The following is a 22,859-nucleotide window of genomic DNA, read 5'->3' as shown; positions in this document are numbered from 1 at the left end:
CCGTAAGTACCGGGATTCAAAATACCGTTTTAGGTCATGACTTAACGCATCAATGTATGCAAAAATCCCTGCTTCCCCCCTTCTCTGTTGAGTGCTTTGCTATGGCTGGCGTGAATAAAAGCAACCTGACTGAAACTGATATCATTACCAAATTCATCCTCCCTTCTGTGAAAGAGGCGGGCTGGGATGTCATGACGCAAATCCGTCAAGAAGTTAAACTCCGCGATGGTAAAGTCGTCGTGCGCGGCAAACTGGCGGCGCGCCTTTCAGTGAAATCAGCAGATATTGTGCTTTATCTCAAACCCGGATTACCGCTGGCAGTCATCGAAGCTAAAGCCAACAAACATGAGATCGGTAAAGGTATGCAACAAGGGCTTGATTACGCCCGTCTGCTTGATGTTCCGTTTGTTTTTGCCTCAAACGGTGATGGATATATCTTTCATGACAAAACGAACGCAGCCCACATTGAATCTGAAATCTCACTGAAGGATTTCCCGACGCCAGAGCAGCTGTGGCAAAAGTATTGCGTGTGGAAAGGTTTCACTACTGAGCAATTACCCGTCGTCAGTCAGGATTATTACGATGACAGCACGGGAAAATCGCCACGCTATTATCAGCTTCAGGCAATTAACAAAACGATTGCCGCCGTTTCAGCCGGACAAAAGCGGGTACTGCTGGTGATGGCGACCGGTACCGGTAAAACCTACACCGCGTTTCAAATCATCTGGCGTTTATGGAAGGCAAAAAATAAGAAACGCATTCTGTTTCTTGCTGACCGCAATATCCTCGTCGATCAGTCAAAGAATAATGATTTCCAGCCTTTTGGCACCGCGATGGCAAAAGTCACCGGACGAACCATTGACCCTGCTTTCGAAATTCAGCTCGCACTTTATCAGGCCATTACCGGACCGGAGGAATACCAAAAGGCCTATAAACAAGTGGCGCCCGACTTCTTCGACCTGATCGTGATTGACGAATGCCACCGGGGCAGCGCGTCGGAAGACAGCGCATGGCGCGAAATTCTTGATTACTTCAGCAGCGCCACGCAGATCGGCCTGACGGCAACCCCGAAAGAAACAGATGAAGTCTCCAACACCGATTATTTCGGCGAACCGGTTTATACCTATTCTCTAAAAGAAGGGATCGAAGATGGTTTTCTGGCGCCCTACAAAGTGGTCCGTGTGGATATCAATGTGGACGTACAGGGCTGGCGGCCCATTAAAGGTCAACTGGATAAATATGGTCAAGCCATTGAGGATCGTATTTATAACATCAAGGATTTTGACCGTAACCTGGTCATTGAAGAACGCACAATGCTGGTGGCGCAAACTATCACCGACTACTTAAAACGCACTAACCCGATGGATAAAACTATCGTTTTTTGTAACGACATCGACCACGCGGACAGGATGCGCCACGCGCTGGTGATCCTCAACGCTGAGCGGGTGTTGGAAAACGAAAAGTATGTAATGAAAATTACGGGTGATGATGCCATCGGCAAGGCACAACTGGATAACTTCATCAATCCGAAAAAGCCGTATCCGGTTATCGCCACCACCTCCGAGCTAATGAGTACTGGAGTCGATGCCCAGACCTGCAAGCTGGTGGTACTGGACCAAAATATTCAGTCGATCACCAAGTTTAAACAGATCATCGGGCGCGGTACGCGTATCAACGAGAAATTCGGCAAACTGTGGTTCACCATTCTCGACTTTAAAAAAGCCACCGAACTGTTTGCCGATGAACGTTTTGATGGCGTGCCGGAAAAAGTTATCCGCACCACGCCGGAGGACATCTCCGATCCGGATTCTGAGTTTGATGAAATGCTGGAAGATGAATCTACGGATGAAATACCGGATCCTGATACCTTAGCGGTTCATGAAACACCGGGAGAATATAACGTTACGCCCGATCCGGATTTCGCGCCTTTTGAAGAAGATGAAGAGCGTCCAATCCGTAAATTCTACGTGAATGGCGTGCCGGTGAAAGTGCTGGCAAAACGCGTTCAGTATTACGATGCGGATGGCAAACTGGTCACTGAATCCTTCCAGGATTACACCCGCAAAACGTTGCTGAAAGACAAAGACTACGCATCGCTTGATGATTTTACCCGTAAGTGGCAGTCTGCCACCCGCAAACAGGTGATCATTGATGAACTGAAGGAACTGGGTATTTTGTGGGAAGTGCTGGCGGAAGAAGTGGGTAAAGATCTCGACCCGTTTGATCTGCTCTGTCACGTCGTTTACGGTCAGCCGCCGCTGACGCGTCGTGAACGCGCGGACAACGTGCGTAAGCGTAATTACTTCACCAAATATTCCGCCCCCGCACAGAACGTTTTGAATACGCTGCTGGACAAATATGCCGATCAGGGTGTGCACGAAATTGAAGATATTCAGGTGCTAAAACTGAAACCTTTCGATACCCTTGGCCGCCCGTTAGAAATCATCAAAAACAGCTTTGGCGATAAAAAATCCTATGAGAACGCCGTGAACGAACTGGAAAACGAAATCTACCAGCCATCGCCACGCTCCGCCTGATTGCACGACACTTTTCTGCCACCGGGAGCTAAGGCTTCCGGTGGCATCATTTTTTGAAGTATGGAAACCACTATGTCTATTAGCTCCGTCATTAAATCCCTGCAGGACATCATGCGTAAAGACGCGGGTGTCGATGGTGATGCTCAACGTCTTGGCCAGCTTTCATGGCTGCTGTTCCTGAAGATTTTCGATACACAGGAAGAAGAGCTGGAACTCGAGCAGGATGATTACCGTCTGCCGATCCCGCAGCGTTATCTGTGGCGCACCTGGGCGGCCAATAATGAAGGGATCACCGGCGATGCGTTGATGGAGTTTGTTAACGACGACCTGTTCCCGGCACTGAAAAACCTGACTGCGCCGCTTGATATTAATCCGCGCGGTTTTGTGGTGAAGCAGGCCTTCAGCGATGCCTACAACTACATGAAGAACGGTACTTTGCTGCGTCAGGTGATCAACAAGCTGAACGAAATTGATTTCAGCAACAGCAATGAACGCCACCTGTTTGGTGATATCTACGAACAGATCCTGCGTGATTTACAAAGCGCCGGTAATGCCGGTGAGTTCTATACCCCGCGCGCCGTAACACGTTTTATGGTCAACCGCATCGACCCGAAACTGGGCGAATCCATTATGGACCCGGCCTGCGGCACCGGCGGTTTTCTGGCCTGTGCCTTTGACCACGTCAAAGAGCATTATGTCAAAACTACCGATGACCATCAGATACTGCAAAAGCAGATTTTTGGCGTTGAGAAAAAGCAGCTTCCACATCTGTTGTGTACCACCAACATGCTGCTGCACGGCATTGAAGTGCCGGTGCAAATTCGCCACGACAATACGCTAAACAAACCGCTCTCCTCTTGGGATGAGCAGTTAGACGTGATTGTCACCAACCCGCCGTTTGGTGGCACAGAAGAAGACGGCATCGAGAAGAATTTCCCGGCCGAAATGCAGACCCGCGAGACTGCCGATCTGTTCCTGCAACTGATCGTCGAAGTGCTGGCTGATAAAGGTCGCGCCGCCGTGGTACTGCCTGACGGCACCTTATTTGGTGAAGGTGTAAAAACCAAAATCAAAAAGATGCTGACCGAAGAGTGTAACCTGCACACCATCGTGCGCCTGCCGAACGGCGTGTTTAGCCCGTACACCGGCATTAAAACCAATATCCTGTTCTTCACCAAAGGCCAGCCGACCAAAGATATCTGGTTCTACGAACATCCGTACCCGGCAGGCGTGAAGAACTACAACAAAACCCGCCCGATGAAATTTGAAGAATTCCAGGCAGAAATCGACTGGTGGGGCGATGAAGGCGATGGTTTTGCCAGCCGCGAAGGAAGCCATCAGGCCTGGAAAGTCAGTATTGATGACGTGATTGCTCGCAACTTCAATCTAGACATTAAAAACCCTTATCAGGGCGAAACCATCAGCCACGATCCGGATGCGTTGTTAGGTCAGTATCAGCAGCAGCAAACTGAAATCAGCGAGCTGCGTAACCAGTTGCGCGATATTCTTGGTGCGGCTCTGGCGGGCAGCAAGGAGGCGAACTGATGACCGTTGAGAAACTGATCACCGACCATATCGATATCTGGTCCTCTGCGCTGCAAACCCGCTCCACAGCCGGGCGCGGCAGTAATGGAAAAATTGACCTCTATGGCATTAAGAAACTGCGCGAGTTGATTCTGGAGCTGGCGGTGCGCGGCAAATTGGTGCCTCAGGACCAGAATAATGAGCCTGCATCGGAGTTATTGAGATCTAATGAAAAAAGAAAGCAAGAATTAGCAAAAAATGGCAGCATGAAAACCTCTGCAAACGGCAATATCAATGTCGCCGATTATTACCTTGAAACACCTAAAAATTGGTCATGGATAAGACTGGGAAATTTAGCAAAGTTTATCGATTATCGTGGTAAAACTCCAAAAAAGACAGAGTCTGGCATCAGGATCATAACAGCTAAAAATATTAAAAAAGGTTTTATCGACCTTAATCCAGAAGAGTTCATTGCTGAACAAGATTACCAATCATGGATGACAAGAGGTTTTCCTAAAAATGGTGATATTTTATTCACCACAGAAGCTCCTCTAGGTAATGCAGCAATTATTGATTTGAATGATAAATTTGCTCTTGCACAACGCTCTATATGTTTTCAATGGCATATTCCAGAAATAAGTCCATTTATGCTTATTCAAATTTTAGCAAAACCGTTCCAATCACAGCTTAATGATCAATCTACGGGGATGACAGCTACGGGTATTAAGGCTGCAAAACTCAAAGAGATTCCAGTAATATTGCCTCCAATGCTTGAACAAAAAAAAGTCGTAGCGAGGGTTAAAGAGCTAATGTCCCTCTGCGACCAGCTGGAACAGCAATCGTTAACCAGTCTGGACGCACATCATCAACTGGTAGCAACCCTGCTGGAAACGCTGACCGAAAGCCAGAATGCCGAAGAACTCTCCGAAAACTGGGCACGAATAAACCAGTATTTCGATACGCTGTTTACCACCGAAGCGAGCATCGATGCGCTTAAGCAAACCATTCTGCAACTGGCTGTGATGGGTAAACTGGTACCGCAAGACCCGAACGATGAACCCGCCTCAGAACTGCTTAAACGTATTGAGCAGGAAAAAGCGCAGTTGGTGAAAGAAGGGAAAATTAAAAAGCAAAAACCTTTGCCAGCGATTAGTGAGGATGAGAAACCGTTTGAGTTGCCGATGGGGTGGGAATGGTGTCGCTTAGGACATTGTATCCATTTAATATCTGGGCAGCATCTAAAACCAAATGAGTACACTGAAAATATAATCGAAGGAGCAATTCCCTATATTACTGGTCCGGCTGAATTCGGTGATTTGAATCCAACGTATTCAAAATTCACAATCGAAAAAAGAGCAGTGGCTGAACCTAAAGATATCCTTGTTACCTGTAAGGGCGCGGGCTTAGGGAAACTCAATGTTGCCAACGTAGAGATAGCCATCAGTAGACAACTTATGGCTATTAGAACAGTTCGCGCAAATTGTGACTATTTTAAATTATTGTTATCAAGCATGTATGACTATTTTCAAGCGAAAGGTGTAGGTATAGCTATACCTGGAATTTCAAGAGAAGATGTTATCGAACCCGTTATATCATTACCACCGTTGAATGAGCAGGAGAGAATAGTGTCGAGGGTTAATGCCCTATTTGGTACTTGTGATCATCTCAAATCCCGCCTGCAATCCGCCCAGCAAACCCAACTTCACCTGGCGGATGCTTTAACAGAGGCTGCACTGAATTAGTTCATCCGTTTTAAAATCCAAGCACTTAAACGGTCAGTACCATGCTGGCCGTTTCGTCTTTCCTGCGAGATATCTTCCAAATCTGATTACAACTCCCTGTAAATGCATCCAGCCGGTTTCTTTGCTTCGGCAGCAGGAATAAAGTCTCCTTGCTGCGGCAAAATCCGCAGCCGGAATTAGCGTTCCGAAAGACATAACTAGGCGACATTGTGTAATAATGCCGCGCACTTTGATTCACCCTAAATAATGGTGGCTCAGGTGGGGGCTTCGAAAGAAGCACCGGTTTTCCTAGTGTGTCCGGTACGCTAACCCCGTCTGAGCTGCCACCCAAGTTTAGCGTCTTGTGTTGCAGTCATTTAATCATCTAGGAGGTTTTAAAATGACGAACACCGAAACTGCTTTCTCTGAAAACTCAATTACCGTCTTCCGCTCACTGATCGCCGAGCTGGATTTCAGCCATTTCGAAGATGCTCAGCTTTACGATCTCAGCGCGCTGGCATCGGACTCTGCCGAAGGATTGTGCCACGGCCTGCTGTGCCTGAGCGAAGGGCTGGAGAATGGTGAGATATTACCGCCGGAAGGTATCCCGCAGGTCAGCGCCTATCTCAAGGCAACCGCGCATTTATTACCCGTATTGTTTGAGCTGAGTGAACGGGCGAATGACGGCTTAGGGAAAGCGGGAAAAGTGAGTCCTGCTGCGATTAACTGACGGGTATCAGACATGAAAAGGCCCGCCGGACTGTTCTGGCGGGCTTTAAAGCACCCACTCTCCCCACATCCTTTAATCCGGAAAATTTTTTACTTTTCAGTTTGCACTGAGTCGTGTCTGGCGTCAGGATTTACCCTGATTCCCCATTGGCAGTGATAAAGGCTTATCGATAATGACGACTCAGACACCTAAAACGCCGGTTGCGGCAGGGACAATTTTTAGCGCAGCCGGTCTGCAATTTCTGAATAAACTCGCGCAAAACAACACCCGGGACTGGTTTAAGGCTAATCAGGACGAATACGAGAATACGCTGAGAACGCCCGCGCTGCGCTTTATCGAGCAAATGCAGCCAGAGATTATTGCCATTTCTCCGAGACTGACTGCCGTCGCGAAAAAAGTGGGTGGCAGCCTGATGCGCCCGCAGCGCGACAGCCGGTTCAGCAAAGATAAAACGCCGTATAAAACCAATGTCGGCATTCAGTTTCGTCATTTCCAGGGCAAAGATGTGCACGCACCCGGCCTCTATCTGCACATCGCCGAAGACGGTTGTTTTATTGCGGCAGGGATCTGGCACCCGGAATCAAAAGCGTTAAACGCGATTCGCGCCTGTATTGATGAGAACCCGAATGCCTATCAGAAAGCGCTCAAGACATTGCACGATAACGGGTTTGTGATGGACGGCGACAGTCTGAGTCGTCCGCCAAGAGGCTACGACAAAAACCACCCGCTGTTAGCTGAATTAAAACGCAAAGATTTTATCGCGATTAAAAACATCGCCTTTGAGGATCTGTGCAAGCCAGATGTTATTGATTTTTGCGCAGAGCAGTTCAGACATTGTGCGCCGTTGATGTCCTATCTGTGTTTTGCACTTGAGCTGGACTTCTGAAGCAGATGAGACGACAGGTTTACCCTGCCCGGTGAAGTGCGAAGCATTCTTGACACCTGAAACAGCCAAAATTATATTTTCACTGTCATGACAGCAACCGGCCAGAGGCCTCGTGGTTGAATGCGCTGGCCGGTTTGCTAAATCCCTTTCCCCTGACAGCATGTGTACTGTTGCGCTCAGGGCTGTGATGTTCTGCTCATTTCACCCCGGCTAGCGGACCGGGCTTTGGTGCGTGTAACCCACTACTCTCTAAGACCTTCTATCGCCTGACACAATGCATCATTAGGCTTACCTGTTATTGTCACAGCTGATTGTTGAACACGCTCTAAACGACTGGCAATTCTAGAGCGACTTATCTCTTCCCCATTCTGAGCAAGCATAAAGCAACATTCACCTACCATCCTGCACGCTTCTTCAAAAACGGGATTCAAAATCTCCATAAAACCTCCAAACGGACTAAAAAAACCCCCGTAGAGTAGCTGAAGATTTCAGAAAAAATTTTTCCATTAGAAAAATTAACAATCATCTCTGAATGCGCATCAAAACGGTTTTAGCTGACAACAGATCGTCTGCCAGCCCCAGGCATTATTTTGCACTGACGAAAATCCCCCTGACAGGGTGAGTTCAATCGATAGCGGCAACGTTCAGCCGCGAACACGTTAGCCGATGATAAACGCGGTGCTGATTCGCTTTGCGTTGAATCAGAATCGCAGGCCGTTAAATCCGCCCGTAGAAGGTCATTCTGGCAGACTCAGACAACGAAATATCAGGCTGAGAATTGTAAGCCAAAACCACCAGCATGCGCGTGGTCTCCCCCTCCGTTGGAGTCACACGATGAATCGCATTCCGGCCGCGGAACAGCACCAAATCGCCTGCCTCAATGCCGAGTTTTTTCGGCTCAGTTTGCTTATCCAGTAATTTTTCAACGCCATCAAAATTCATGTCGCCAGCATCAGCGTCGCGTAAGTTCTCAACGTATTCAAATACACCGCCAGCCTGAGGTTTTTGAATCAGCAGGGTGATGGCAAAAGAGGAGTTATCGAAATGCCAGCCCAGCTCCTGGCCTTCGCTGGCGTAATGCAGGTTGATTGAAGAGAGTTTATCAGCGTAAGGATACAGTTGCGCCTCACCCAGCACCGCGCAAAGAAACGCACGAAACACTGGCGCGTTATACAGTGCGCGCAGTGCCGAATCCTGCGGGATCTCTTCATCGGTAATACAGCCCTTTGAGGAAACAATCTGCCGATTTCTTGGATGCGAATCTGGCAGCCCGGCATCAGGTTTCACTAGATAAACATTATGATTATTGCTGGTGTAATAGGCCAGATGGCGATTTTCATCCCCCTCACGCTTAATCGCTTTCAGCGCAGCAGGATTAAGAAAGTCATGCAAGACCAGGGCGCCCTTTTCATTCAGCGTCTGTTTACACTGAGAAAGAAAATTCGTATCCAATATCGGATTCGCCGCGAAATTTACGATCGTATCGAGTTCTTGCATCATTAATTCTCATGAATTATTCAGGGGGAAAATAGTCGCTTCTACTTTAACCAAGTCATTAATAGCTGGGAAATGAAAAATAGTGATCACATTATCGCCATGAATCCCCATTGGGGTAAGTTTGCAAGGGGTTTAGCCGCCTGATGTCTCTCCCTTTGACGCAACACGCAAATATCATATTAAACATTTCTATTGATAAAGATTCTCCTCATCCCTGCCGATATTTCTGATACAGGCGGCAACACCGCCTCTCATTCCAATGTGCGCCAGCGATAGCACGCCCCCTGCCGCTAATACAGTTTAGTCAACATGCTTTCCTCCCCCCCTTATGAAAGGCGTACATATGAATTGCATCTTCAGCGTGATCTGGAACCACAGCCGTAATGCTTTTGTGGTCGTCAGTGAGCTGACCACTCGCCGTGGAAAACGCAGTGACGTCCGTGCGATTCAGGTCGATGATCATTCAACCCCATTCAACGGCGCGATCACGCCGCCACCGTTTGCCATTGCCCTTATCTCATTCATTGTTTCATTCATGCCTGTTATCAGCATGGCCGCAGATTTGCCCACTGGCGGTAATGTCGTTCTCGGCAGCGGCCAGATTGGCGCGGCGGCCGATCATCAACTGACGATCAACCAGTCCGGCCAAAAAATGGCAATTGACTGGCAGAGTTTTAATATTGGCAAAGACAACAAAGTGACCTTTGTTCAGCCCGGCGCTGATTCGGTTGCCCTGAACCGGGTGATCGGTGCTGACGGCTCGAAGATCATGGGCCAACTCAACGCCAATGGCCGGGTGTTCTTAATCAACCCCAATGGCGTGTTGTTTGGTCAGGGCGCCTCCGTCAGTGTCGGCGGGTTGGTGGCTTCGACACTCAATATCTCGAACCAGGATTTTGCTAACGGCAAGTACAGGTTCAGGGGGGATGGCAGCAACGCCAGCGTCATCAACCAGGGCACGATTAACGCTGCCGACGGTGGAGCCGTGGTGTTACTCGGCGGCACCGTCAGCAACCAGGGCGTGATTGTTGCGAAACAGGGTACCGTCGCATTGGCCGCCGGCAATGCGGTGACGCTGGACTTCGCAGGTGATGGCTTGCTTAACGTCCAGGTCGATGAAGCGACCAGGAATGCCTTGGTGGAAAACCGCCAGTTGATTCAGGCCGACGGTGGCCAGGTCATTATGACCGCGGCGGCCAGCAATGCGCTGCTCAGGACGGTGGTCAACAACACCGGTGTGATTGAAGCGCGAGGCTTGCAGAACAAGAACGGTAAGATCTCCCTCGGTGGCAGTGACAGCGGTCTGGTGCGCGTCGCCGGTACCCTGGATGCCTCTTCACCCCACGGCACGGGCGGCGCGATTCAAATCACCGGCCAGAACATTGCGCTCACATCCGCCACTCTGAATGTCTCAGGTGCCAGCGGTGGCGGCAGCATCAAGATCGGCGGCGACGCTCAAGGCAAAGGCCCCCTGGCTAACGCACAAGGTGTCAGCGTGGATGCGGGCAGCAGCCTCAAGGCTGACGCCGGAACCACGGGAAAAGGCGGCAACATAGTCGTCTGGTCCAACGGAACGACCGTGGCCAAGGGCAATTTCTCAGCCAGGGGCGGCACGCAAAGCGGTGACGGAGGATCCGTAGAAACCTCCGGCCATCACGTTGACTTCACTGGCATCCAGGTGAACACCTCGGCAACCAAAGGCAAAACGGGTAACTGGCGGGTGGATCCTGAAGACCTGAACGTTGATGACGCTTCAGCAGCCACAATCAACGCCGCTCTCCTGAACACCGACGTCACCCTGCAAACCACCGGCACCCTCACCTCCACGGCAACAGGCCTCGGTGATATTTCCGTTAATTCAGCCCTGAGCTGGAGTTCACCAAACACCCTGACGCTGGACTCGTTCCACTCTATTGCGATCAATGCCAATGTCTCCGTCACCGGTGCAGGTGGTCTGGTGCTGGTGACGAATAACAACAGCAACGGTACCAGCAGTGGCAGCGGTGATCTCACGTTTGCCAAAGGCGTCTCGGCCAGTTTCACGGCACCGGAAGGCAGCGGGCAGCGTTTGAACATCAACGGTTCGGCTTACACGCTGGTTTACAGCATGGCCGACATCGACGGAATCGACGGGGATCCGGCTTCGTCTGGCGCAATTACAGACCAGACAGCGGCAGGCGGACTGGCAGGGCATTACGCCCTGGCCCGTAATCAGGATGCCAGTGGCGTCACATATACGAACGCACTCGTGGGGAGCAATTATGATTATGATTCGCCCTTCTCCGGCACCTTTGAAGGCCTGGGTCATACCCTATCGAATCTGACCATCACGGCTCCGGACGCAAACAACACGGGGCTGTTTGGCGACAATCAGGGGGCAACGGTTCGGGATCTGGGTGTAGTTAATGGCGCTATCAGCGGCGGATCTTACGTCGGCGGTATCGTCTCTATGAACCAGAGTTCCTCCTCTGTATTAAACAGCTATTTCAGCGGCACAGTGTCAACGTCATCCTCCGGCATAATGGTCGGGGGGATCGCCGGCTTTAATGGAAATAACTCGACGATTGCAAACAGCTATAGCATGGGCACGGTAACGGGCACCCGCTGGACAGGAGGAATAACGGGCTATAACGGCAGTGCTCTGGTGACAAACAGTCACAGCTCCAGCAACGTAAATGGCGGTAATGGTGACTACGTTGGCGGGGTCGTGGGCGCTAACGAAAGCGCCACTATCACTAACAGCTATAGCACCGGCAACGTGTCGGGCAATACACGTGTTGGCGGGGTAGCAGGCAACAGCTACCGGGGGTCGATTTCTGACAGCTACAATACGGGCAACATATCGGGCAACAGTTTTGTTGGCGGTGTTGTTGGCCTTAACGATACTGCCAGCTCCCTCGCCAATAGCTACAATTTCGGCAATGTCCAGGCTGACTATAATGTGGGCGGGGTCGCAGGCTATAACGACAGTGCTATTTTCTCCAGTTATTCCACCGGTCAGGTGCGGGGAGCGACGGGCAGTAACGCTGGCGGTGCTATTGGCTACAATCAAGCCAATAGCACGGTGACAAACGTTTACTGGAATAGCGTCACCAGTGGCAACACTGTCGGGATTGGCGGCGGCGTCACTTCCGGGGTCACCGGTTTAACCCTCGCACAGTTACAGGGCGTATTACCTTCTTATTTCGATAATACCGTTTGGGGCACAGCCAGCGGTCTTTACCCCTATTTGAAATCCCAATATCCGAACGGCACACCGCAAGCCATTTCCGGCTTCGCGCAAAACAGCGATGCGGCTGGCCAGGTCTCCACCGTGATTAACGGCCTGGTGGTCGGTACCTCCTCCATCGGCGCCGGAGGTTACTACTACAGTCTGCTCGCGCCCGGCACCCTGGCGAACACTGATGTGTTCACCTACGCGCAAAGCGGCGGCAATCTGGCTAATACCTTCACGCAGGGTGTGACGGGGACGACCAGTAACATCAATCTGACGGCTGACACGCTGGTACTGACGGGCAATGAAAACTCTCTGTCCTCGCTGCTGACAGATTTGAACGCGGCCAGCGGCAGCGCAGACAGTGCCCACAAGCTGTTTACCCTCGATGCCAGTGGTCTGAACGCCTCCGGTAATGTGCAATTCACCCGGGCCGGGAGTTTCATTTTTGACCAATCCCTGAGCGCTGTCGGCAGCAGCATCGTGAGCGTCGCAGGGGATTTGACCATCGCATTGGGCGAGCATGTCAGCGGGTCTGATGTGGTGTTATCCACCACGGGTGCCTTTATTAACAACGCGGGCAGTCATGCCGTTACCGCCTCAACTGTCGGCGGACACCACTGGGTGATTTATTCCAATACCCCCGCCACCGGTACCTTTGCCGGACTGAACAGCAACAATACTGCTATCTGGAATGCCGACATTAATACCCTTCCGGCGAGCTCCGTAACCGGTAACCGGTACGTGTTCCGCTATCAACCGACGGTCACCTACACCCCGGCAAATGTCAGCAAGACCTATGGTGATACGGCAGATGTCAGCTCTGCGTATACAACCTCTGGAGTAAGTGCCGGGGTTACAGGAGCATTTGCAGCCGATACCCTGGCTAACGTGGTAGCGGGCACTTTAGCGATATCTTCAACGGGAACAGCGGCTACTGCGGGTGCAGGCACTTACGCCATCCTGGCAAGCCAGGGGACTTTAAGCGGTTTGCAGGGTTACCTGGTCGCACTTGCAAGCCACGGAAACTTAACTGTCAATGCCAGACACGTCACCGTGGCGGCCAGCAGTGGCAGCTCAACGTACGGCGCGACCCCTGTCCAGCCAGCCCTGAGCGCCATCGGCCTGGTCAACGGCCAGGATGTGTCGGTACTCAGCGGTTTGAGCAGCACAGGCATTAGCGGCACCACCAACGTCGGCACCCATGTGGTGCGCGTGGAGGGCGTCCTGACCAATGGCAACTACAGCGTGACTCAAACATCCGATGGCCAATGGATCGTCGCTCCCCGCGCCCTGGCCGTTATTGCTAACAACCTTGGCAAAATCGTCAACACCAGCGACCCGGCACTGACCTGGTTCACCAATGGAAATCTGGTTAACGGTGACCACCTCAACGGCAATCTGACGCGCAGTGCTGGCGAAACAGTCGGTCAGTACAGGATTGAACAAGGCTCGCTAAACAACAGCAATTACGCCATCGCTTTCACTGACGGTACGTTCAACATCGGTGTAACGCCGCTAAACCAATTGCTCAGTTTGCTCAATGCCCCCGAAAACGTAGCGGTGGTGACCACCCAACCTCTGCGTAAATTACCGACCCCCACCACGTCTCTGGCGGTGCAGTTGCCGTCCGACGGCCTCTATAGCGTAATTGAGCAAGGCTTGCGCCTTCCGGAAGGACTTTGATTTATGCGTATCCGTCTTACTCCCATTGCCCTGGCTCTCCTGACGTTAACTGCCAGTACGGCCCGGGCTGAAATTGTGCCGGACGCGGGTCAGTCAATCCGTGAGATCCAAACTAAACCGCCGGTTTTACCGCCGCGCCAGACGCTGGAACTGAACCTTCCCGACACGCCGGACACTCATCCGACTGCCCGCGGGCCAACGATGCAGGTTGCGCAATTCAGGTTGACAGGCAATCAGGCGATCAGCAGCGCCGATCTGCTGCCATTGCTGGCTGACCTGCAAAATCGCACGGTCAGCTTTGGTGAGTTGCAGGCTGCGGCCGGGCGTATCACCCTGTTTTATCGACAGAAACATTACCCGCTGGCACGGGCTTATTTGCCGGCTCAGGACGTGGAGAATGGCGTCGTCACCATTGCCGTCCTCGAAGGTCATTTTGGCGAAGTGAAGCTTAATAACGCTTCGCGCATCAGCGACGGCACGTTGGCTGCGCCGCTCCGCGCGCTGAAAAACGGTGAAGCGGTGCGCGCCGGCCCTCTGGAACGCAGTCTGTTGTTGCTTCAGGAAATCCCCGGCGTTGAAGTCCGGTCCACGCTGAAACCCGGCACCGCCGTGGGTGCCAGCGACCTGGTGGTCGATGCCCGCTCGGCGCCGATGGTTTCGGGTCAGGTGGATCTGGACAACTATGGCAACCGCTTCACCGGTGAATACCGTCTGGGCAGTACGCTGAACCTCGCCAGCCCGTCAGGCATGGGTGATCAGGCCAGCATACGGATCATGGGTTCTGATGAAGATCAGCATTACTTCCGGGCAGCGTATCAGTTACCGATCGGTCCGTGGGCGACGCAAGCCGGTGTCGCTTACTCGTACATGAATTATCAGTTAGCCAGGAACTTTGACAATCTTGATGCCTCGGGTAACGCGAAGATTGCCAGCGTGTTTGTGCAGCAGCCATTGATTCGCCTCCGGGATTTCAGCCTGACTGCGCAACTGCAATTCGATGACAAACGCTTAAGAGATGACATCGATCTTTACGACTATAAAAGTCACAAACAGTCGCATGTCGTGACTGCCAGTCTCAACGGCAACTCCCGCGACAATTTTTTGGGTGGCGGTTCGAATGCATTCTCGCTGGCCTGGAGCCAGGGCAACCTGACGCTGGATAACCCGCAAGACAAAGTGCTGGATGATCTCACAGCCAGGACTCGCGGCACCTTTCAGAAGATCAATCCTGGCATCGTGCGCCTGCAGCGCCTGACGGATCGGATCAGTCTTTATGGTCAGTTCCAGGGCCAATGGACTGACGGCAACCTTGATTCCTCTGAAAAAATCAGCCTCGGCGGCGCGTATGGCGTACGGGCTTATCCGGAAGGCGAAGCGCAGGGTGACCAGGGGTATGTGACCAGCGCCGAACTGCGATACGCACTGACCGAGATGGTGCAGTTGTTCACCTTCGTCGATCATGGCGAAGTACGGCTGAACAAAGACACCTGGGCTGACGGCGAAAATCACCGCAGCCTTTCTGCTACGGGTGTGGGCTCGACATTGTCTGCCGGCAACTGGCATCTGATGGCGGTCGCGGCATGGAAACTGGGTAATGCCGATGCACAAAGCGACACGGATCGCACGCCCCGGGTGTGGGCACAGGCTAGTCGTACGTTTTGAGGGGATGTTTACGATGCCAACACATGTACCAACAGATAGTACTTGATGTCGGTTGATATAGGTAAAATCAGCTTGAACCATGAAGCGCTAAAACCTGCTAACCCACTGAATTTCATGCATAAAAATAGACGTCAGTTGACGTCTATTGACCTGAACCCTACAGGGCTCGAGCCTGTGACCTGCGGCTTAGAATCTCTAAGAACCATGCAATAAATCATTAACTTACCGCATATAGCCCCGCTCACACGTCCCAACATGCAGAAAGATGACAAGCGTTGTTTCGATCGCTTTCAAACGTTCAGACAAAGTAGCGATAAGTTCTGCCTGGTCTTCATTGCGTTTCTTTAATGCTTTTATCGCAGCGCCAGAATATGCGGCTGATACTCCAAGGGTGAGTTCACCCTACAGAAATAAATCGGGTTGCAGTCTGAAAATGAAATGAGAGAAGCTAATCCCTTTTGGTAAAAAAACCCTGCTGATACACTTACCGATTGATTCTTTTTGAAAATTTACTATTTATCGTCGAGGGCTACGTTTTGCTTTGGAATATCCTGACCTATTTTGGCGACAGCATGCTCATTTTGCCAACCGGAATAACCCTCGCTTTATTTATGTTATGGAAGGCTGACAACCCAGTCACAGCATTAATCTGGCTGATTATACTGGGTATTTCTGGCCTCGCGGTGAGCATCTCAAAGCTGTTGTTTCTCGCCTGGGGCATTGGCAGCAGTACATTTAATTTTACAGGCTTCAGCGGGCATACCACGATGTCAGCCACTTTATGGCCGGTCATGTTCTGGCTGATAGGCCAACGTTTTCAACCTGACGGACGCAGGCTGATGATTACTGCTGGGTATTTCATTGCCATTATGGTGGGTATCAGCCGGCTCGCACTGCATGCTCATTCCGTCAGCGAAGTGATCTCAGGATTAATTCTCGGCAGTCTTTGCAGCGTAATCTTTTTATATACACAACACGACCGCAACATGCGCTATTTCACATTCACTCCATTAGCTATTCTGCTTATTCTCCCTCTGTCACTGATGAGCTTTGGCAAGAAAGCACCCACACAGCAGCTTCTCGAACATATCGCTACGCAAATCACAGGCAAACAACCCTGGACGCGGGAAGAATATCGGCTTATGGCTGAGAAACCGGAAATCTCAAAAAGCGCGTGGAACTAAAGCAGAGATACTTACAATACCACTTGATTTGGGTATAACTGAGTTGACTTCGATAGAACTCGTGACAGAAAAATTCAGTAATTTCAGGGAGTATAAAGGAGAAAAGGCGAATTCAGCAGAGGTGTGTTGACTTGAAATGGTACGCCCTACAGGGCTCGAACCTGTGACCTACGGCTTAGAAGGCCGTTGCTCTATCCAACTGAGCTAAGGGCGCATTGCTTGTCCCTTTCGGGAGCGTTGCGGGTTCGGATTATACGGGCAGACCGGGATGAGTCAATGGCTTTCGAACTCACTGCTTAATGCCTGAACAATTTGCCGATATTCCCGGACTGTCTTGCAACGTTATGTGATCAGTATCGGCTATTTTTCGGATTTCAGCGCGGCAGCAATCACGCGGGCAGACGCGTGATAAGCGACACCTTCGTAAGCCGTCAGTTCCGGTCGCAATGTTTGTACGATACCTTTTTTACCAATCACCGCTGGCTGGCCGATATAAACGCCCAATTGTTCATCGAGGGCAGACACCGGCCAGACACTGCGGGCGTCGGACAAAATGGCATCCACCAGCCGCGCTGTTGCAGTAGCGATGCCGAAACTGGTCCAGCCCTTGCCTTGCAGGATTTCCCAGCCACCGCCGCGCACAGCGTCGTTCATTGTTGCCCAGTCGACGTCACGGTCGCCTGCCAGTTCTGCCACCGGACAGCCGCCAAGTGTCACGGTGCTCCAGGCCACAAACTGTGATTCGCCGTGTTCGCCCATCACATAGCCGGTGACGCTTTTCGGATCGAAACCGAAGAACTCACCGACCACGCGTTTCATGCGCGCGGTATCGAGCGAGGTGCCGGTGCCGAACACCTGTGCGTCAGGGAATCCGCTGGTCTGCTGAATAATCTGGGTAATGACATCGCACGGATTGGTGATATTGACGATCACGCCGCCAAAGCCGCTGGCAATCACGCGCGGGATCACTTCACGCACGGCGGCACGGGTCTCAGCAAGTTCTTCCAGACGATCTTCACGCAGCAAGGTTTTCGGGCCGACGGCGATGACCAGCACATCGGCATCATGCAGTTCGCTGTAGTCGTTGGCGATAACCTGCACGCGTGAGGTCGTCAGCGACGCCATATCCCGCAACTCCAGCGCCTGACTGGCCGCTTTAGGTTCGTTTTCATCCAGCAAGACAATCACGTCACACAGCCCCAGCGTGACCAGAGAGAATGCAACGTCAGCGCCCACATGACCGGCACCGATGATCCCCACTTTGCGTGTCATTTGTTTCTTTCCTTATGATTTAAAAAGAGTCATACCTAAAATAGACACTTTTTTCGCCACTGTCGCAGGTTAAATTCTCATCCGCAGATAACAAGTTATTCGCATTCAACGCCTGACAGCGCCCGCGGCTTCTGACAAAATAGGCGCATCCCCCTGCATTTATTAATTAATGGATTTATTCCCTGATGGCAGCAAAGATTATTGACGGTAAAACGATTGCGCAGCAAGTCAGAAGCGAAGTTGCAGCGCGTGTTCAACAACGACTGGCTGAAGGAAAGCGTGCGCCCGGTCTGGCCGTGGTGCTGGTCGGTGAAAACCCGGCGTCACAGATTTATGTCGCCAGCAAACGCCGTTCTTGTGAAGAAGTCGGGTTCATCTCCCGCTCTTACGACCTGCCAGCCACCACCACTGAAGGTGAGTTGCTGGACCTGATCGAAAAACTGAATAACGACAGCGAAATCGACGGCATCCTGGTTCAGCTTCCGCTGCCTGCCGGTATCGATAACATCAAAGTGCTGGAACGTATTCATCCGGATAAAGACGTCGATGGCTTCCATCCTTATAACGTCGGCCGTCTGTGCCAGCGCGCGCCGACGCTGCGCCCTTGTACGCCGCGTGGCATTGTGACGCTGTTAGAACGTTACGGTATTGAAACCTTCGGCCTGAACGCCGTGGTGATTGGCGCATCCAACATTGTGGGCCGTCCGATGAGCATGGAATTACTGCTGGCCGGTTGCACCACCACCGTCACCCACCGTTTCACCAAAAATCTGCGCCATCATGTTGAGAATGCCGATCTGGTGGTTGTCGCTGTGGGTAAACCGGGCTTTATTCCCGGCGAATGGATTAAACCGGGCGCGATTGTCATTGATGTCGGTATTAACCGTCTGGAAAGTGGTAAAGTTGTCGGCGATGTGGAATATGATGCCGCCGCCGAGCGTGCTTCCTTTATCACACCGGTGCCGGGCGGTGTTGGCCCGATGACGGTCGCGACGCTGATTCAGAATACCTTGCAGGCGTGCGAGGAATATCATGACGTCAGCGCCAGTAAGTCTTAAACCCTTTGCACTACACAAAAAGTCAGGAATACATGGAAACTTTCTTTCTCGAAAAACACCCGCACGTTGAACTGTGCGATCTGCTCAAATTTATGGGCTGGTGTGACAGCGGCGGTACGGCGAAAGCAGTGATTGCCGAAGGCCAGGTTAAGGTCAACGGTAAAGTCGAAACCCGTAAGCGCTGCAAAATCGTTGCTGATATGAACGTCGAGTTCGCCAGCAACAAAGTCGTGGTGAAAGCGTCCGAATAATCTTTCCGGTAGCGTTGCACGACAAAAGAAAATGCCCTGCAAGCGAAAGCTCACAGGGCATTTTTTTATTTATCGGCAGAGTGACAGGCCGAAGGCAAATTACTGCTGCGTCACCCACAACACCGGCCATTCGCCACCGCTGCTGTAACCGTCACAACTGGGTTCAGAGGCAAATGCCGCCAGCCGGAACTGTTTACCATCAAACACCCAGCGTGAAGACACGCCACAATCACCGATGCCGCGCCCTTTATCGTAAGTCGAGAGCATACCGGTTTTCGGGTCGAAATCAGCGTTGATCAGCTCCGGCGAATCATCATCTTCGCCCAGTTTGAACGGCATATTCAGCGCCAGATTGTCCATTTTATAAGGCGCCTGACGCGAAACCAGGAAGCCCAGCGCATACAGGTTATACGCGCCCATGTCGCAGTTGACAGTCATCAGGGCTTTATCGTTGCTCAGCGCGAAAATATGCACTTCCCGTTCGGAAGGGTCGAGGCTGCAATCATTATTCTCAATGGTGGCGGCGGCGTTCTGCGTGATGGCCGAAATCTCAGTTTCGGATAATGCATGCGGTTCACTGAAACGCGGCAGAACCGGCGTGGCAGGAATGGGCGGCACGGTATTCGCCGGTTTCGCACCACGATTAATCCAGGCCGTTTTGGTGCCAACGCGCCCCTGCTGCGCATCAATGGCCAGCAACGCGGCTTTGATCCCTTTCAGTGAAACTTCCGGTTTAACGGGCTGAGCCGGATCAGCTTTCACTGCCAGCTGAATACTGCTGCCTTCGCGGATCGCGGCAATAAAATCATTCACCACCAGACGGTTAGTGGTGGAAAGATGTTTTTTACTGACATCCCATTCACGGTGATTAAAACTCAGTGTCTTACCGTTCATCTGCAAGCGGCTGGCAACCGGCGCATCCGTCGTCTGCTCATCACTGTTACGCTGGTAATCAATGCTGACGGAGGATTTCCCTTCCGGCCCGGCTTCGCGGGTGATTTTCATTACCAGTTCCTGCCCGTCCTGCGAATTACGCGCGACGCAGTGATTCAGGTTGTCACAGCTGACCTGCCAGTCGTTATAAATAGCCTGCAACGGCTCAGCCTGGGCGCTAAAAGCCAGCATGGTGGCCAGCAGGCATAAAGGGGCGGTTATCCATCTGCACATTATAAGTTTCAGCTCTGTTCGAAATTATCTTTCTGATAATAGCGTAACCCTCGCCAGGAGACTGCCTTCAATGCAGCATTTTTTACCCGAAATTATAAAGGGATACTCCACCCGCAGGGTTTGCGGCAGACAATAATTTTTCATGACATACGAGAAGCCGCAATGGTGACGCAGGGAAACTTTCAGTACACTGGCTGAGCCAAAAACAAACAATAATGGCGAAAAGGATGAAGATCATTTCTCTGGGAGATACGGATGAAGTTATTGATTTTGATGATAACGCTGTTATCACTGCCGGCGCTGGCTGAAGAGCCTCCGGTGGTGTACGCCGGCACACTGGGTAAAACCAGCATTGTCGTCGAACTCGATTTAAATAAACCTGACGAAGTGACCGGACGGTATTTCTATCAAAAATACCGTCTGGATCTGCCGCTCAACGGAGCGCTGGATGGTCAGGAACTGAAATTACAGGAAGGTCTGGATGATTTCGACGATACACCACGCCCTGAACTGACGCTGACCAAAGATGAAAACGGTGACTGGCAAGGCAACTGGACCAACCCGCAGGGCAAAACACTGCCGGTTAAGCTGCAACCCGCGCAGTTACCGGCAGCCGCCACGGACGACGGCTATCTCAGTTCGCTGATCCACACCGATCCGTACGAATATTTGCGTTTATCCGCGCTGCAACTGAAAGCGGGCAAAAACGAAAACTTCATGGGCTATCAGCTGCAATGGTGGACGGAACCGCAATCAAAAATCAGTTTCTTTGAGATTGTCTCCGGTTATCCGGAAGCCAGTTTACCGGCCATTAACCAGAAGTTGCGCGCCCGTCTATGGCAGGAAGTCAGCGGCTGGCATGCCTGTATGCTCGGGGCAAGCCGTTTTGGTCAGGGAGAATATCAGCAAACGGTGACGCCGAAGTTCATGAGTCCCGATGTGGTCAGCATCAGCGTATTTACCTCTTATGACTGCGGCGGTGCGCATCCTGATTTCGGCGAAGCGCCGATCAACCTGAACGCCAAAACCGCAGAAACGCTGACGCTGGAAGATGTGATTTGGGTGGGCGATGGCGCACCGTTCCACTATCTGAATGCTGAAGATCGCGCCCTTACGGGTAAAAACGATGTGGATTTCGATACCTTCGCGCAGTACCGCGATAAGAAATGGGCGCCGTGGCTGGTGAAACAACTGACCGCGGCTTATCCGCAACAGATGAAAAAGCCGACGGAAGAAAGCGAAGACGATTGTGATTATTCAGACCCGTCGGTCTGGCAATTCCCGGCCTGGTATTTCACGCAAAAAGGGCTGTATTTTGATCCGACGTTTGCCCGTGTCATGCGTTCATGCGAAGGCCCGGAATGGTCCGTTCTGCCATGGTCTGCCATGAAAGGCCACGCGGGCAGCACCGCAATAAACCTGGAACACTGAAATAACAAAGGCACCCGCGGGTGCCTTTGCCTCAGATGCATTTTCGCCGGTCATCTTTACGCCAGCCAGCCCTGAATCTGCGCATATTGCAGCAACATAATGGTTTTGCCATCTCTGATGCGGCCATCTTTGATCATCGCCAGCGCCTCGGTAAACGGCACCTCCAGCACATCAATGTCCTCGTCTTCCACGCCGCCACCGGCGTTCTGACGCTGCGACTCATCGTATTCTGCCGCGAAAAAATGCACGATTTCGGTCACGCTGCCCGGCGACATATAGGCTTCAAACAGTTTATCTACCTTGCCCACTGCAAAACCGGTTTCTTCAATGGCTTCTTTACGGATGCAATCTTCCGGCGAATCGTTGTCGAGCAAACCGGCGCAGGTTTCCAGCAACATACCGGTCGGGTTGCCATTGACGTAGGTCGGCATACGGAACTGTCTGATCAGCAGAACGGTTTTTTTAGGACGGTTATAAAGCAGAATAGTCGCGCCATTTCCCCGGTCATACACTTCACGGGATTGCGGCTGGCGTTCGCCATTACGTTTGATTAAATCGTAGGTGTATTTGCGAAGAACATACCAGTTATCAGAGAGTAACTGGTTTTGAACGTTTTCGATCCGGGATGACTTGTCATCAGATGACATAAAGCGTGCCTCCGCTCAGAGGGTGAGAGAAGCCAGACATCATAGCGGCATTACACCGCGCACGCCAGATTCAGCCGTGCTCAATTGCATTAAGCAGTTGTTCCCGATGGCGTTCAACCCACTTCGCATCCAGCGGCCCCCAGCCGGAAAGCTGATAATAACCGTCATTATTGCGCACACCCTGCTGCACAAATTCCAGTTCGACACCCATACCCGGTAGCGCTTTCAGTACGTCCTGCAAGGTGCGGCGCGGCCAGCCGGTGATTTCCATCAGTTTTGGTACGTTCGGTTTTTGTTCAGAGTCCAGCAACCAGCAAAGGTAGAGACGACGGGCGAAAACCGAATTTAACATCAAACTCATCTGAACGGCTCCAGTGTGGACATACGAATGC

16 protein-coding genes and 1 tRNA gene are annotated in these 22,859 nt (G+C 51.7%); 11 read left to right on the top strand and 6 right to left on the bottom strand.

The features are described 5' to 3' along the window. The first annotated feature begins 101 nt into the window (after nucleotides 1-101). From hsdR to HGO41_RS05925, 5 genes are all read left to right on the top strand, one after another. Nucleotides 102-2,537: an EcoAI/FtnUII family type I restriction enzme subunit R gene (gene hsdR / locus HGO41_RS05945; RefSeq protein ID WP_250980863.1), complete on the top strand. Its 2,436-nt coding sequence runs from the start codon at nucleotides 102-104 to the stop codon at nucleotides 2,535-2,537. Nucleotides 2,538-2,609: 72 nt separating this feature from the next. Beyond that, nucleotides 2,610-4,082: an N-6 DNA methylase gene (locus tag HGO41_RS05940; protein ID WP_250980856.1), complete on the top strand. Its 1,473-nt coding sequence runs from the start codon at nucleotides 2,610-2,612 to the stop codon at nucleotides 4,080-4,082. Next, a complete protein-coding gene (locus HGO41_RS05935; RefSeq protein WP_250980855.1) occupies nucleotides 4,082-5,803 on the top strand; it encodes a restriction endonuclease subunit S in 1,722 nt (573 codons plus the stop codon). Before HGO41_RS05940 ends, HGO41_RS05935 begins: the two co-directional genes overlap by 1 nt. Nucleotides 5,804-6,182: 379 nt before the next feature. Next, nucleotides 6,183-6,512, top strand: a complete 330-nt coding sequence (locus HGO41_RS05930; RefSeq protein WP_166860588.1) for a hypothetical protein — start codon at nucleotides 6,183-6,185, stop codon at nucleotides 6,510-6,512. 172 nt (nucleotides 6,513-6,684) lie between these two features. Beyond that, a complete protein-coding gene (locus tag HGO41_RS05925) occupies nucleotides 6,685-7,398 on the top strand; it encodes a DUF2461 domain-containing protein (protein ID WP_013576527.1) in 714 nt (237 codons plus the stop codon). A 717-nt stretch (nucleotides 7,399-8,115) separates the two neighbouring features. Here HGO41_RS05925 and HGO41_RS05920 read toward each other — a convergent pair. After that, the gene (locus tag HGO41_RS05920) at nucleotides 8,116-8,895 is read right to left on the bottom strand and encodes a HalD/BesD family halogenase (protein WP_121019791.1); all 780 of its coding nucleotides are present in this window, start codon (nucleotides 8,893-8,895) and stop codon (nucleotides 8,116-8,118) included. Nucleotides 8,896-9,238: 343 nt separating this feature from the next. On the opposite strand from HGO41_RS05920, the gene HGO41_RS05915 reads away from it, so the two are divergent. The 3 genes from HGO41_RS05915 (at nucleotide 9,239) to HGO41_RS05905 (ending at nucleotide 16,641) form a co-directional block, all read left to right on the top strand. Next, the gene (locus tag HGO41_RS05915) at nucleotides 9,239-13,795 is read left to right on the top strand and encodes a two-partner secretion domain-containing protein (protein ID WP_250980854.1); all 4,557 of its coding nucleotides are present in this window, start codon (nucleotides 9,239-9,241) and stop codon (nucleotides 13,793-13,795) included. Between the two features lie 3 nt (nucleotides 13,796-13,798). Further along, complete coding sequence (locus HGO41_RS05910; protein ID WP_250980853.1) at nucleotides 13,799-15,457, top strand: ShlB/FhaC/HecB family hemolysin secretion/activation protein; 1,659 nt, start codon at nucleotides 13,799-13,801, stop codon at nucleotides 15,455-15,457. A 536-nt stretch (nucleotides 15,458-15,993) separates the two neighbouring features. Beyond that, the gene (locus HGO41_RS05905) at nucleotides 15,994-16,641 is read left to right on the top strand and encodes a phosphatase PAP2 family protein (RefSeq protein WP_250980852.1); all 648 of its coding nucleotides are present in this window, start codon (nucleotides 15,994-15,996) and stop codon (nucleotides 16,639-16,641) included. 137 nt (nucleotides 16,642-16,778) lie between these two features. Here HGO41_RS05905 and HGO41_RS05900 read toward each other — a convergent pair. Together HGO41_RS05900 and HGO41_RS05895 are read right to left on the bottom strand one after the other, a co-directional pair. Further along, nucleotides 16,779-16,855: transfer RNA gene (locus tag HGO41_RS05900), tRNA-Arg, on the bottom strand. A gap of 146 nt (nucleotides 16,856-17,001) precedes the next feature. Next, on the bottom strand, nucleotides 17,002-17,913 hold the full coding sequence (locus HGO41_RS05895) for an L-lactate dehydrogenase (RefSeq protein ID WP_112151693.1): 912 nt from the start codon (nucleotides 17,911-17,913) through the stop codon (nucleotides 17,002-17,004). 185 nt (nucleotides 17,914-18,098) lie between these two features. Here HGO41_RS05895 and folD point away from each other — a divergent pair, with 185 nt between their 5' ends. Together folD and ybcJ are read left to right on the top strand one after the other, a co-directional pair. Next, nucleotides 18,099-18,971 carry a bifunctional methylenetetrahydrofolate dehydrogenase/methenyltetrahydrofolate cyclohydrolase FolD gene (gene folD / locus HGO41_RS05890; protein ID WP_013576534.1) on the top strand — a complete coding sequence of 291 codons (873 nt, stop codon included), beginning with the start codon at nucleotides 18,099-18,101 and terminating at the stop codon, nucleotides 18,969-18,971. Between the two features lie 32 nt (nucleotides 18,972-19,003). Beyond that, complete coding sequence (gene ybcJ / locus HGO41_RS05885; protein WP_013576535.1) at nucleotides 19,004-19,222, top strand: ribosome-associated protein YbcJ; 219 nt, start codon at nucleotides 19,004-19,006, stop codon at nucleotides 19,220-19,222. Nucleotides 19,223-19,321: 99 nt separating this feature from the next. Here the strand turns inward: ybcJ and HGO41_RS05880 are convergent, their stop codons facing one another. Beyond that, complete coding sequence (locus HGO41_RS05880; protein WP_037036947.1) at nucleotides 19,322-20,389, bottom strand: DUF1176 domain-containing protein; 1,068 nt, start codon at nucleotides 20,387-20,389, stop codon at nucleotides 19,322-19,324. A 255-nt stretch (nucleotides 20,390-20,644) separates the two neighbouring features. Here HGO41_RS05880 and HGO41_RS05875 point away from each other — a divergent pair, with 255 nt between their 5' ends. Further along, on the top strand, nucleotides 20,645-21,820 hold the full coding sequence (locus HGO41_RS05875; RefSeq protein ID WP_013576537.1) for a hypothetical protein: 1,176 nt from the start codon (nucleotides 20,645-20,647) through the stop codon (nucleotides 21,818-21,820). Between the two features lie 56 nt (nucleotides 21,821-21,876). Here the strand turns inward: HGO41_RS05875 and nudK are convergent, their stop codons facing one another. Together nudK and HGO41_RS05865 are read right to left on the bottom strand one after the other, a co-directional pair. After that, nucleotides 21,877-22,467 carry a GDP-mannose pyrophosphatase NudK gene (gene nudK / locus HGO41_RS05870; protein WP_013576538.1) on the bottom strand — a complete coding sequence of 197 codons (591 nt, stop codon included), beginning with the start codon at nucleotides 22,465-22,467 and terminating at the stop codon, nucleotides 21,877-21,879. A 70-nt stretch (nucleotides 22,468-22,537) separates the two neighbouring features. Next, nucleotides 22,538-22,828 carry a winged helix-turn-helix domain-containing protein gene (locus tag HGO41_RS05865; RefSeq protein WP_112197529.1) on the bottom strand — a complete coding sequence of 97 codons (291 nt, stop codon included), beginning with the start codon at nucleotides 22,826-22,828 and terminating at the stop codon, nucleotides 22,538-22,540. Between the last annotated feature and the right edge of the window lie 31 nt (nucleotides 22,829-22,859).

This window comes from Rahnella sp. CG8, from assembly GCF_023701875.1.
Lineage (GTDB): Bacteria > Pseudomonadota > Gammaproteobacteria > Enterobacterales > Enterobacteriaceae > Rahnella > Rahnella aceris.
This window is presented reverse-complemented; position numbering and strand designations above follow the sequence as displayed.

Excerpts from the sequence above, each read along its gene's own strand:
- nudK (WP_013576538.1), bottom strand. The coding sequence starts at position 22,467 with ATGTCATCTGATGACAAGTCATCCCGGATCGAAAACGTTCAAAACCAG.
- HGO41_RS05920 (WP_121019791.1), bottom strand. The coding sequence starts at position 8,895 with ATGCAAGAACTCGATACGATCGTAAATTTCGCGGCGAATCCGATATTG.
- HGO41_RS05915 (WP_250980854.1), top strand. The coding sequence starts at position 9,239 with ATGAATTGCATCTTCAGCGTGATCTGGAACCACAGCCGTAATGCTTTT.
- HGO41_RS05895 (WP_112151693.1), bottom strand. The coding sequence starts at position 17,913 with ATGACACGCAAAGTGGGGATCATCGGTGCCGGTCATGTGGGCGCTGAC.
- HGO41_RS05935 (WP_250980855.1), top strand. The coding sequence starts at position 4,082 with ATGACCGTTGAGAAACTGATCACCGACCATATCGATATCTGGTCCTCT.
- HGO41_RS05880 (WP_037036947.1), bottom strand. The coding sequence starts at position 20,389 with ATGTGCAGATGGATAACCGCCCCTTTATGCCTGCTGGCCACCATGCTG.
- HGO41_RS05910 (WP_250980853.1), top strand. The coding sequence starts at position 13,799 with ATGCGTATCCGTCTTACTCCCATTGCCCTGGCTCTCCTGACGTTAACT.
- HGO41_RS05930 (WP_166860588.1), top strand. The coding sequence starts at position 6,183 with ATGACGAACACCGAAACTGCTTTCTCTGAAAACTCAATTACCGTCTTC.
- HGO41_RS05925 (WP_013576527.1), top strand. The coding sequence starts at position 6,685 with ATGACGACTCAGACACCTAAAACGCCGGTTGCGGCAGGGACAATTTTT.
- folD (WP_013576534.1), top strand. The coding sequence starts at position 18,099 with ATGGCAGCAAAGATTATTGACGGTAAAACGATTGCGCAGCAAGTCAGA.
- hsdR (WP_250980863.1), top strand. The coding sequence starts at position 102 with ATGGCTGGCGTGAATAAAAGCAACCTGACTGAAACTGATATCATTACC.
- HGO41_RS05875 (WP_013576537.1), top strand. The coding sequence starts at position 20,645 with ATGAAGTTATTGATTTTGATGATAACGCTGTTATCACTGCCGGCGCTG.
- ybcJ (WP_013576535.1), top strand. The coding sequence starts at position 19,004 with ATGGAAACTTTCTTTCTCGAAAAACACCCGCACGTTGAACTGTGCGAT.
- HGO41_RS05940 (WP_250980856.1), top strand. The coding sequence starts at position 2,610 with ATGTCTATTAGCTCCGTCATTAAATCCCTGCAGGACATCATGCGTAAA.
- HGO41_RS05865 (WP_112197529.1), bottom strand. The coding sequence starts at position 22,828 with ATGAGTTTGATGTTAAATTCGGTTTTCGCCCGTCGTCTCTACCTTTGC.